This is a genomic window from Clostridium sp. (assembly GCF_029258205.1).
GTDB lineage: Bacteria > Bacillota > Clostridia > Clostridiales > Clostridiaceae > Sarcina.
On sequence record NZ_JARHZJ010000087.1, the window covers coordinates 1 to 12,853 of the forward strand.

The following is a 12,853-nucleotide window of genomic DNA, read 5'->3' on the forward strand; positions in this document are numbered from 1 at the left end:
TGACCTCAATTTATCAATTAATAAAGATCTATCTTTTATGCATAAAAATGCACACCTACTAGTGAAAATTTCACTAAGGTTGTGCAAAAATACTCAAAAAACATAAAAAGGGATAAAATATATATTAAAATCAATTTAAATTTTATATCTAAAAAATAAAAACACAATGGGAAAGTATTGATTCCTCAATATTTTCCCATTGTGTTTTTATTTAAGTTCTTATTTGGTGGAGGCGACGGGTGTCGAACCCGTGTCCGAAAGTAGATCCATCTAGCTTTCTACGAGCGTAGTCTGTATATTAAATTTCGCTTACAAGAGTGCCTACAGACAGGCGCCTTGCTCGCTAGCTTCATAAGTTCCGTTCCTAGCTCAAAGCTTTGCTAAGCTCGGTTCCCCACTAATTATGACACCAGTATCCTAAGCCGTGGGCAACCTAGGGCTGATGAGTAGCTTATATTAAGCTGCTAATGCAAAATTATTATCTTCTGCGTTTATCTTTAATGCATACTTTATTATCGAGGCACCATGCTTCCCTCGACTCGCTTATCAAACCCATCTTACCCCCGTCGAAGCCAAAACGCCCCCATGTATGAGATAATATGGTCTAAACGCTAAATTCCATATTCAATTTTTAAATTTAAAAGTTTTAATCAAACTTATGTTCTCATTATATATCAATTAATTAATTTAGTCAAGGGACATATATTTTTGTTTGTAAGAGACAAATTCCTTGACTAATTAATTAACTTTTAACATTCTAAAACAGACAATTTATATAATACCTAATTATACTTAAAATATCAATGGTTAATTTTACCTTAATTAAAATTTCTTATCTTTTACTCTCGCTATACTTAAAATATAACTTATTAATAATATTTAACTTATAGAATAATATTTTTTTAAATTATTTAAAGTAAACTTCTCCATCTTCTATTTTATCTATAGTAACTAGAGACTCAACTCTTATTCCTTTATCCTCTAAGTGAGCTCTTCCACTTTGGAATCCTTTTTCTATAACTATTCCTACTCCAACAACTTCTGCTCCAGCTTGTTTAACAACATCTATTAATCCAAAAACTGCACATGCATTTGCTAAGAAATCATCAACTATAAGGATTTTCTCTCCTGGTTTTATGAATTTCTTATCAACAACAACATTGTATATTGTTTTTTTAGTGAATGAGTAAACTTCTGAGTTAAATAACTCTTCTCTCTTGTTTCTTGGTAATCTTTCTACTTTCTTACCAAAAACAACTGGTACATTATCAAAGTATTGAGCTGTTATTATTCCTAAGCCTATTCCTGTTGATTCTATTGTAAGGATTTTGTCTATTTGATCATTTTTAAATTTATCTTTAAATTCTTTTCCTACTTCGTTAAAAAATTCTACATCCATTTGGTGATTTAAAAAAGAATCAACCATTAAAATATTATCTTCTGTAACTCTACCTTCTTTTTTTATCTTATCTTTTAATAGTTCCATTCGGTTACATCCTTTCTTACTATTAATTTATAGTATTAATTTTCTATATTATATCATAACAGAAAAACTTATTTCTATCTAATTTTATTATATAGTATTCTTAAGATTCATGTAATCCTTTTTGGTAATTCTTTATATAATAATATTAGAAAAATATTTAGGAGAGATAAATATGACTTTATTTCAATCATTAATAATACTACTTATATGTATTTTATCCATAATTATAATTTTATATTTAATTGAGTCAGATAATTTTTCACCAGAAAAACAAATAAGAAAATATGTCTCTCTAGGAAAATTCCAAAAAGCTCTTTATTTTTTAAACAAACATTCAGAAAAATTAGATCCTCTATTTTTCTATAACAATAAAATTTTAGTATTATCAAAACAAAAAGATTTTGATTCAGCCTATGAACTTTCTATAGAGGCAATAAAAAAACTTAAAGAACCTAACTATGAATTTTACAATAATATTTCATTTGTATATTACAATCTAAAACTTTACCATAGAGCCATAGATTTTTCAGAAAAAGCCTTAAGTTTAAATCCTATAGATACCTTTGCTTTAAGTAATAAAGGCTTCTCTTATATTAAAATAGGGGAATACTCTAAAGCTGAGGAATGTTTTGATAAAGCCTTAGAGTTTAATCCTAGCTTTAAAAATGCCTTATCAGGAAAGGCTCACTGTGCTTTTGAAAAGGGAGATTATCTTCTTGCTACTAAATATCTTGAAGATTTTGTTTCAATTGAAAAAGAAAATGCATCTGCTTATAAAAAATTAGGAGAATGCTATTTTCTATTAAATGATTTAAAAAACAGTTCTAAAATGTACGAAAAATCTTTAGAAATCAATTCTGAAAATGATGCTTGTTATTGTGAATATTCCAATGTGTTGCTTTACTTAGGGCATTATGATAAAGCCCTAAACAATTTAAATAAAGCTCTTTCTATATCTCCATATAACTTTGTGGCCTTTTATTATAAAGCACGAGCTTATTCATTAAAAAAAGACTTTGATAATGCCTTTTATTATTTAGAAAGAGCATTCCATCATTGTAATTCCTTAAAAGAAATAGCTCTTAAGGATGAAATGCTTACAAACTTAAAGTTTTTCTCAAAGTTTAGTGAGTTATTAGAAATTAATTCTTAATTTAAAAATGAGCCTTATTAATAATTTATTTTACACAAATTATTAATAAGGCTCTAAAATATATTTATAAATTACTCACTAAAATCATCTATGCTTATACTTAAAAAAATACAGTCATTATTTCCATTAATAGTTTCTTTTATTTCCTCTGAATCCATGTCAATTCCTATAACATTACTATTAATTCCATTTCCTAAAGTTGCATAATAAAGGCAAACTCTCTTTCCTTTTTCAAGTTCTAACTCATGATCTCCAGCAAAATTAGCACTTAAATAGTCTTTTATATTTTCTTCAGCCTTGTAATTATGACGACTATAAGCTCCCGCTCCTCCTAAAAGACAATTTATCCTATTATCATCTTTAAAGTTTATTCCTAAGATTATATTCTCTTTCCCCTTTTCAGCTATTTCACTTATAGCTGTCAAAATCGTTTCATTTTTCACTTCTTTTCCCTCTTTATAAACCTCATAATTTAAATGAATCCTATAACCATTGTTTTTAGAAATATTTTTCACATTATAGAAAAAAACTCTATTGTCAGTCAAATTTAAAATCTGCTCCTCTTTTTCTGAAAACTTCTCAAAACTTACCTTTGCAACATCATTTTTAGAAAACTCTCCACATCCAATAAATAAAAATGCTGGAATTATAGCTAAAATTACCCCTTTTAAAACTCTCATTAAAACACCCCTATATTAATTTTTATATTATAATTTGCAACCCCCGATTTATTAAAATTTTATAAATTAATAATAAACAAAAGTTCCTTTACTTAAATATAAAAAAGGTTCTTAAAAGATAAAAGTTCTTAAATTTTACAATATAATAACTTTATTCTTCTAAGTACCTTATAAAAACAACCTAGTATCTATTCCTTTCCTTAAGTTGTCTATCCATTTCTCTCTTATGAGCCTTTTCAAGCATTGTATCTCTCTTGTCGTAGTTTTTCTTACCTCTACAAACTCCTAAGTTAACCTTAACTCTTCCATTTTTTAAATATAAAGAAAGCGGTATTAAAGCAACCCCTTGCTGCTGAACTATTCCTATTAATCTTTGAATTTCACTTTTATGAAGAAGTAATTTTCTTTTTCTTAATGGATCAACATTAAATATGTTTCCTTGTTCATAAGGACTTATATGCATATTATTTATAAATATTTCTCCATTATTTATATCTGCATAACAATCCTTTAAGTTAACTCTTCCGTTTCTAATAGATTTAACCTCTGTTCCAACTAAAGCTATACCTGCTTCCATAGCTTCATCAACAAAGTAATCATGTCTAGCTTTTCTATTCTCTGCTAATGTTTTATTGTCTTTTCTCTTTGCCATACTTCTCACCTACTATGGTTATATTAAAAGCATTTTTACTTACCAAAGCAAAATGCCTCCTATTTCTTCTTTTCTTTTCTTTTTATTTTAACATACTTACTATTTAAATGTAAATTCACAAAACTATACTTATTAACACTAAGCGCCAACCATTCTCTATACTTTCTTAAATAAAAGCTTCAAATCACCTTATCTATTAACTAAAAACCTAATTATATAAAGATATTAATAAAACTTATAGATAGAATGTAGAGAATATCTACATAAATTATTAATGAAATGTAGATATTCTGCAAATCTATCTATAAGTTTTTCTATCTTCCTATTATAATCTCTTCCTCAGCAGTTTTTTCTCTTGGTTCTATTATTTCAACCTTTCCTTCTGATTCAAGCTCTTTTTTTACTTCATCAAGTAATTCTTCTCTCTCTTTAGTTTCAGCTTCTTTTTCTTCAATAGTATATTTATCTTCAACTATTTCAAAATAAACTTCTCTAGTATCCATTTCTACTCTTGAGCAAAGAACCTTAACTCTTTCTCCAAGTTTATAAACTTTCTTAGTTCTTTCACCTATCAATTGAAGGTTTTCTTCATCATAGATATAATAGTCATCTCTAAAACTTGTTACATGAACAAGACCTTCTATGGTATTTGGAAGTTCAACAAAGGCTCCAAATCCAGTAACTGAAGAAATAATACCATCAAATATTTCTCCAATTCTATCTTTCATATATTCAGCTTTCTTAAGATCATTTGTTTCTCTTTCAGCTTCTTGAGCTATTCTTTCCATTTCCGAAGATTGCTTAGATGCAGAATCAACAATACTTAAAAGTCTCTTAGCTCTCTTAGAATCAATCTTCTTATTTATATATTCTTTTATTATTCTATGAATTTGTAAGTCTGGATATCTTCTAATTGGTGAAGTAAAGTGACAATAGTATTCGGCTGCTAATCCAAAGTGTCCTGCACAGTCTGGAGAATATCTAGCTTGCATCATACTTCTTAAAAGTAAAGTATTTATTACCATCTCTTCATCTTTACCCTTAACTTCTTCAACAACCTTTTGTAAATCTCTAGATTCAATAAGCTCTCCAAAATTAAATGAATATCCTAAGCTATATGCAAAGTTTTTAAATCTTTGAAGCTTTTCATTATCTGGCTCCTCATGTATTCTATATACAAAAGGTATTTCAGCCTTATTCATATATTCTGCTATAGTTTCATTGCATACTAGCATAAATTCTTCTATGATTCTATTTGCTATAGCTCTTTCATATGGTTTTATATCTATTGGCTTTCCTTTTTCATCTAAAATTATTTTGCTTTCTGCAAATTCAAAGTCAATAGCTCCTCTTTCCATTCTTTTCTTATTTAAAATTTTACATAACTCTTCCATAGCTTTAAAGTCATCTACTAAGTCTTTATATCTATCAATTAATTCTTTATCATTATCTCTTAATATCTTAGTTACATCAGTATATGTCATTCTCTCATTAGTTTTAATTACACTTTCATGTACTGAATGATTAACCACATTTCCTTTATGATTTATTTCCATAAAGCAAGTTAATGCAAGTCTATCAACCTGTGGATTTAATGAACATATTCCATTTGATAACTTTTTAGGAAGCATAGGAATAACTCTATCAACTAAGTAAACAGAAGTAGCTCTTTTAAAGGCCTCTTTATCTAAAGGATTGTTTTCTTTTACATAATGAGTTACGTCTGCAATGTGAACTCCTAATTTATAGTTTCCATTTGGAAGTCTTTCTATAGATACAGCGTCATCTAAATCCTTAGCATCTTCACCATCTATAGTAACCATTTTTACATCTCTTAAATCTGTTCTTCTCTTAATTTCTGACTTTGGAATTTCCTCTGAAATTTCTTCTGCAAATGCTAAAACTTGTGGAGGAAATTCTTCTGGAAGAGCATATTTCTTAATTACAGTTATAATATCTAATCCTAAATCTCCTCTGTTTCCTAATATTTCTACTACTACTCCTTCTGGATTTTTTCTTCTACCATCTGGCCACTTAGTTATTTCAGCAACAACTACATTGCCTTTTTTAGCTCCATTTCTATCTTTCTTAGATATGAATATATCATTTTGAATTCTTTGATCCTGTGGAAGTACAAATCCAAAACTCTTATTATCTTCATATATTCCTATTACTTTTGTGTTAACTCTTTCAGTTACTCTTACTATTTCACCTTCACGTCTCTTGCCTTCTTGATTTTCTTTTAAAACCTTACCTAATACTCTATCTCCGTTCATAGCTCCATTTAAAGCATTTTTAGGTATAAATACATCTGTTACTCCTTCTTCATCTGGTATTAAGAAACCAAAGCCTTTTTGATGAATTTGGATTTTTCCAGGTATTAAACCCACTTTATCTATTAATCCAAATCTATCTTCCTCATCTCTTACTATTAAGCCCTCTGCTTCTAATGCCTTAAAGACTTTTTTAAATTGCTTATATTCAGCTTTATTTATGTTAAATATCTTTGATAGTTCTAACATTGTCATTGGTCTGTATGCTTCTTCTTTCATAAGACCTAAAATTATATCTTTTATTTTCATGCTTTTTCCTCCGTTCTATATATAGATTTAAATGCAACTTGTATATTTTAGCTCAAAGCCTGTTTATCTTAAATTCTAATGAATTACCTTACCTAATTATCTAAGATATTGCCAGGAAACATTAATTTATCATCCTACTAATATGATATGTTTAATTTCTCTCTTTGATTAAGGAAATTCAATCCAACATTAACTTAAAAATTTTTCTTTAAAAGTATTAGATATGAATTTTTAATTCACTTCAATATAATTTAAAAGCCACCCTAATTATATGGGTGGCCAAAAACAACTATTTAACTAAATTTATAGCTAATGTATTTATAGCGAATAATACAGATGAAAAGATAGTAACCTTTATAAGTCTAGCTTCTCTTGTTCTACCTTTATTTCTTGAAAAGAAGCTATCTTGACTTCCTTGAATTAATCCACTTAAGGCATCTGCTTTACTTGGTTGCATCATTATTGAAACCAAAATTACTATAGCTAAAATAGTTTGGACCACTACTAAAATTTTATTCATAAGAAAACCTCCTAAGCTTTGTATAGTTGCATAATTCCATAAAATTATCATATCATACCAATGAAAATTTTACAATATTTATATACTTTCTAGCACACTTTTATAAAATAATACATATTATATAGTTTAACTATTTTTCTATCTTCTTATACTATAAAATGCTCTTCTTAGAGACTTTTATATAGTTTTATATAATACTAGTACTATAACATTATTAAAAAAACTTAAGGAACTATAATAATTAAAAACAATTATGATAAATAAAAAAACTTCGCCCTAAAAATAGGACGAAGTTGAATACCCAATACCACCTAATTTATATTAGTATTGATTGTATTTTAATTATGACTAATAAAAACTTAGTTTTTTATTTATAAACTTTTATTTTTATCTTTAAAATATAATTATTTTGAAAGGTTGAAGAACGCATTTATTCCTCTGTATTCAGCTACTTCACCTAATTCTTCATTTATTCTGATTAATTGGTTATATTTAGCTACTCTTTCACTTCTAGCTGGCGCACCAGTTTTTATTTGACCTGCATTAACTGCAACAACTAAGTCTGCTATAGTTGTGTCTTCAGTTTCTCCTGATCTATGAGAAACAACAGCTGTATATCCTGCTCTATTAGCCATTTCTATAGCATTTAATGTTTCTGTTAATGTTCCTATTTGGTTAAGTTTTATTAAAATTGAGTTAGCAATTCCTTTTTCTATACCAGTTTTTAATCTTTCTGTATTTGTAACAAATAGATCATCACCAACTAATTGAACTCTTTTACCAAGTCTTTCAGTCATAAGCTTCCAACCTTCCCAGTCTTCTTCAGCCATACCATCCTCAATTGAGATTATTGGATATTTGTTAACCCAATCTTCAAAGAAATCAACCATTTCAGCAGCTGTTAAAGTTTTTCCTTCATGCTCTAAAACATATTTTCCATCTTTATAGTACTCAGATGAAGCTGCATCTATTGCTATAAAGAATTCTTTTCCTGGTTCATAACCTGCTTTTTCAATAGCTTCTAATATAACTTCTATTGCTTCTGCATTTGATTTTAAGTTTGGAGCAAATCCTCCCTCATCACCAACACCAGTTGAGTATCCTTTTGAATTTAAAGTTTTCTTTAATGCATGATAAACTTCTGCACAAGCTCTTACAGCTCTTTCAAAGCAATCAAATCCTACTGGCATAATCATAAACTCTTGGATATCTACTGAGTTATCAGCATGACTTCCTCCGTTTATTATGTTCATCATTGGAACTGGTAAAACTTTAGCATTTACTCCTCCAATGTATTGATATAAAGGCATTCCTAAATAGTTAGCAGCTGCTTGAGCTACCGCTAAAGAAACTCCTAATATTGCATTAGCTCCTAATTTACCTTTATTTTTAGTTCCATCTAACTCTATAAGAGTTTTATCTATGTAAGCTTGATCTAATACGTTTAATCCTATTATCTCTTCAGCAATTGTATCATTAACATTTGCTACTGCCTTTTCAACACCTTTTCCTAGGTATTTATCTTTATCTCCATCTCTTAATTCAACAGCTTCATATATACCTGTTGAAGCCCCTGAAGGTACTGCTGCTCTACCAACTGTTCCATCTTCTAAGTAAACTTCAACCTCTACTGTTGGGAAGCATCTTGAATCTAAAATTTGTCTAGCTACCACATCAATTATTTCAATATATTGTTTCATCTTTAAATTCCTCCTTAAAAAAATTCAAATTAATACTCAATTATTTTTATTCTTTACTTTTCTGATAAATTTTATGCTTTAATTTTAATCTATTTTTCATATTAAAAATATGATTCAAATCACATTTTCTTGAAAATGATTATCATTTTTATTTTTTTAGAGAAATATTCTTTAAACACCTATAAAATTTATAATTTAATAAGAAAATATACATTATACTTAATACAATATTACTACATTATAAATTAACCATATATACTTATAAAAAATTTTTATAAAATCTTATTTTCTAAATTTAAATAATATTAACTTTAAATTACTTAATTACAATTCTATTTTTATTGTTTACACTTATAACTCAATTTATAAATTAATTTTGAAATTTACTTTAATATTATTTTACACAAATAAATAATATATAAATTTAAGTTATAACTAAATAAAAAAAGACTCTCCTAAATAAGCTGAATTATCAACTCTTTAGGACAGCCTTTTTAAATTAGTGTTTATGACATGCTACTACATGATGAACATTTTTTTCATGAGAGTGCATGTATTTTTGACATAAATAATAAATAGCAAATGGTAATATTAATGATATTACATAGCTTATAATAAGCATCCACATATACTCATGTGATTGAACTAAATTTCCTGCAATTGATGTAGGCGGAACAAAGGATATAAAGAATGCAAATATAGAAGTTACAAGGCCAACTACTGCTACTATAATCTTAACTAGTTTTCCACCAGGAATTTGATAAGCTCCATTTAATCCTTCTCCTAATATAGCTTTTATATATCCTACGAAGAATAGAATATATCCACTTAAATAAATTACAACTGTTAATGACATTGCTGCTAAGAATGAAAGATTACTTCCACCTGCTCCGAATGTTAAAACAGCATCCCATATACTAACAATTATACCTTGTGCTATAACTAAATAAACTGGTACATCCTGCTCATTTGTTTTAGCCCATGATTTTGGAATAGCGCCTTCTTCAGCTGCTATAATCATTCCTCTTGTCGGTCCTACAACCCATGAACTTACTTCTGCAATTACACCAAAAGCAAGTAATAAAGCTATTATCTTGACTAAAATTGTATTGTTAGCTGTAAAATGCCCTAATAAAACAGCAAAAGTTTGAACTACCCCAGCACTTAAATTTATTTGATCTTGAGGAATAACTGCTGCTATTGCAAGCCCTCCTAAAGTACTAACAACAATTGCCACTATAACTAATAAAAACATTGCTAATGGATATTCTTTTTTTGGATTACTCATTTCATTTGCATGGGTAGCTGATGCTTCTACACCCATGTAAGATAATATAAATGATACAAATACAACTAATGTATTTACTTTTGTAAAGTCTGGAACAAAAGTATCTTTACTTGATATGTATATAGTATTACCTTGAACTATATATACAAGAGATAAGATTATTAAAATAGCTGCTGGTAAAAGTATTCCTACTATAAAACCTATTTTAGCTATTTTAGCAGTATATTTTGTTCCCCCCAATTGAGATAATGCTAAAATCCAAAAGATTACAAATACACCTATAAATTTTATCATTGTATTACTATTTAGTGCTGGCCAATCAAATACATATGATAAAGCCCCAAGAATGAAGTAAATCATGGTTACAAATCCAACTGTTATTTCAAAGAATTCAAAAAATAAGTTTGCAAAACCATATTTTTTACCTAAATTCTTTCCAGTCCAAGTGAAAACTCCACCTTTTTCCCATCCATCTACAGTTGCCATTTCAGCAGCACATAAAGCAACTGGAATAAACCATAAAAATCCTCCTAAAAGTAGATAAAATACTAAGTGTAATTTAGATGTTGCAAATGTAGGATATTCATATACAGCCATAACCATAGAGGCTGTCATTGCGAAGAACCCAAACAATGTTAATGATTTTTTTGTTGTTCCTTCCTGTTTCATTTAAATTCAACTCCTTTTAAGTTATTTGATTAGCTCAAATAAATTAAAAAGTTAGTTGCTTCAAAGAGAAGTAAGAAACTTTTAATCTTTGAGTTATAAACATATTTAACATTTTATTAACCTTTTGTTTATATATATTATAACTCTTAACTTATTATTTGTTAAATATTTTTTAAAATTATTTCAAATTTCTATTATTTCCTTTTAATCTTTAAAAATTAAATAAAATAAATTAATTATATTACTATTAATGTAAAATAACCATACTATCTTTAAAATATTGAATTTTATCTATTAAAATTATTTTAATTTTAAATATTAATAATCGACATTTAAGTATTAATAAAGTAAATATTAATTAAATTCCTCACTAAAGACATCTTACTTAGATTTAAAAAAACATAAATCACTATATAAGTTGTAGAAACACAAATTCACAACTTATTTTATTATAAAAAAATAGTATCCTTCATTAAGAAGAATACTATTTAAAACATATAACTAACTATTATATTATTTGTTTAAAAGACATTTTCCAGTCATTTCTGAAGGAACTTCTAATCCCATAACAGTTAACATAGTTGGAGCTATGTCAGCTAATTTTCCACCATCTTTTAGTGATTTTCCTTCAGCATCTTTTGATATCCATAAGAATGGAACTGGATCTGAAGTATGAGCAGTCATTGGTTTACCAGTTGAGTAATCTATCATTACTTCTGCATTACCATGGTCAGCAGTTATGAATAAAGTACCTTCTTTTTCTAATACTTTATCAGCTACTCTTCCTAAGCACTCATCAACTGCTTCTATAGCTTTAACAGCAGCTTCTTGCACTCCAGTGTGTCCAACCATATCTGGGTTAGCGTAGTTTAATATTATCATATCATATTTATCTTGATCTAATCTATTTATTAATTCATCAGTTACTTCATAAGCACTCATTTCTGGTTTAAGATCGTATGTAGCAACCTTTGGTGAAGCTATTAATGCTCTATCTTCATTAGTGTTTGGTTGTTCTACTCCACCGTTAAAGAAGAATGTTACGTGAGCATATTTTTCAGTTTCAGCAATTCTTAATTGGTTTAATCCTTTAGATGCAACATATTCTCCTAAAGTATTTGTATAACTTTCTGGTCTGTAAGCAACATCTACACACTCTAAAGTTTTGTCATATTGAGTCATACAAACAAAGTTAAGGTGTAATTGCTTTCTTTCAAACCCTTTGAATTCTGGATCAACTATAGCTCTAGTTATTTCTCTAGCTCTATCTGGTCTAAAGTTGAAGAATATTACTGAATCTCCATCTTTAATTCTAGCTACTGGGTGTCCATCTTCCTCAATTACTGTAGGTAAAACGAACTCGTCAGTTTTATTATCATGGTAAGATTTTTCTATAGCTTCAACAGCTGAAGAAGCTTTTTCACCTTCTCCTAAAACCATAGCATTATAAGCTAATTCTACTCTTTCCCATCTATTATCTCTATCCATTGCATAATATCTACCACTTATAGTAGCTATTTCACCAACACCAATTTCTTTCATAGCATTTTCTAATTCAACTATGAATTCTTTACCTGATGATGGAGCAACATCTCTACCATCCATGAAAGCATGAACGTAAACTTTTTGAAGCCCTTTTTTCTTAGCTAATTCTAAAAGACCTTTTAAGTGATCTATGTGAGAGTGAACCCCTCCGTTTGATAATAATCCCATTAAATGTAATGAAGTATTATTTTCTTTAGCTTCGTCCATAGCTTTAACTAAAGCTTTATTTGTAAAGAAAGTTCCTTCTTTTATTTCTTTAGTTATTCTAGTTAACTCTTGGTATATTATTCTACCAGCACCTATATTTAAATGACCAACTTCTGAGTTACCCATTTGTCCTTCTGGAAGACCAACTTCTAATCCTGAAGCTTGTAATTCAGTGTGTGGATATTTTGCAAATAATCTATCATAATTTGGTTTATTAGCAGCAGCTACTGCATTACCCTCTTTGTTTGGAGAAATTCCAAATCCGTCTAATATCATTAACATTACAGGTTTTTTACTCATAATAACCCTCCAAAAACTAAATTTCTATTTATACATTTATTATAATGTTTAACTAATTAAAAAACAATAGC

The 12,853-nt window shown here is 28.1% G+C and carries 9 protein-coding genes and 1 other RNA gene; 1 reads left to right on the plus strand and 9 read right to left on the minus strand.

Going from position 1 to position 12,853, the window contains the following annotated elements; all coding sequences use genetic code 11:
* Window positions 1–224: 224 nt before the first annotated feature.
* Both ssrA and Q1J60_RS10355 read right to left on the minus strand, forming a co-directional pair.
* Window positions 225–585, minus strand: a transfer-messenger RNA (tmRNA) gene (ssrA, locus tag Q1J60_RS10350).
* Between the two features lie 322 nt (window positions 586–907).
* Window positions 908–1,486 carry a xanthine phosphoribosyltransferase gene (locus Q1J60_RS10355; protein WP_300261800.1) on the minus strand — a complete coding sequence of 193 codons (579 nt, stop codon included), beginning with the start codon at window positions 1,484–1,486 and terminating at the stop codon, window positions 908–910.
* A gap of 172 nt (window positions 1,487–1,658) precedes the next feature.
* Here Q1J60_RS10355 and Q1J60_RS10360 point away from each other — a divergent pair, with 172 nt between their 5' ends.
* On the plus strand, window positions 1,659–2,639 hold the full coding sequence (locus Q1J60_RS10360) for a tetratricopeptide repeat protein (protein ID WP_300261803.1): 981 nt from the start codon (window positions 1,659–1,661) through the stop codon (window positions 2,637–2,639).
* Between the two features lie 71 nt (window positions 2,640–2,710).
* On the opposite strand, the gene Q1J60_RS10365 is transcribed toward Q1J60_RS10360, so the two are convergent.
* From Q1J60_RS10365 to gpmI, 7 genes are all read right to left on the minus strand, one after another.
* A complete protein-coding gene (locus Q1J60_RS10365) occupies window positions 2,711–3,319 on the minus strand; it encodes a hypothetical protein (RefSeq protein ID WP_300261806.1) in 609 nt (202 codons plus the stop codon).
* Between the two features lie 181 nt (window positions 3,320–3,500).
* On the minus strand, window positions 3,501–3,971 hold the full coding sequence (gene smpB, locus Q1J60_RS10370; protein ID WP_003456486.1) for an SsrA-binding protein SmpB: 471 nt from the start codon (window positions 3,969–3,971) through the stop codon (window positions 3,501–3,503).
* A 314-nt stretch (window positions 3,972–4,285) separates the two neighbouring features.
* Window positions 4,286–6,553 (minus strand): ribonuclease R, encoded by a 2,268-nt coding sequence (gene rnr / locus Q1J60_RS10375; RefSeq protein WP_300261808.1) that lies wholly within the window; start codon window positions 6,551–6,553, stop codon window positions 4,286–4,288.
* A 289-nt stretch (window positions 6,554–6,842) separates the two neighbouring features.
* Window positions 6,843–7,073 carry a preprotein translocase subunit SecG gene (gene secG, locus Q1J60_RS10380; RefSeq protein ID WP_300261811.1) on the minus strand — a complete coding sequence of 77 codons (231 nt, stop codon included), beginning with the start codon at window positions 7,071–7,073 and terminating at the stop codon, window positions 6,843–6,845.
* Window positions 7,074–7,477: 404 nt separating this feature from the next.
* Entirely contained in the window at window positions 7,478–8,773 is a 1,296-nt protein-coding gene (eno, locus tag Q1J60_RS10385; RefSeq protein ID WP_300261814.1) for a phosphopyruvate hydratase, read from the minus strand.
* A 499-nt stretch (window positions 8,774–9,272) separates the two neighbouring features.
* Window positions 9,273–10,730 (minus strand): glutamate/gamma-aminobutyrate antiporter, encoded by a 1,458-nt coding sequence (gene gadC, locus Q1J60_RS10390; protein WP_300261816.1) that lies wholly within the window; start codon window positions 10,728–10,730, stop codon window positions 9,273–9,275.
* A gap of 513 nt (window positions 10,731–11,243) precedes the next feature.
* Entirely contained in the window at window positions 11,244–12,782 is a 1,539-nt protein-coding gene (gene gpmI, locus Q1J60_RS10395; RefSeq protein WP_300261818.1) for a 2,3-bisphosphoglycerate-independent phosphoglycerate mutase, read from the minus strand.
* Window positions 12,783–12,853: the final 71 nt, after the last annotated feature.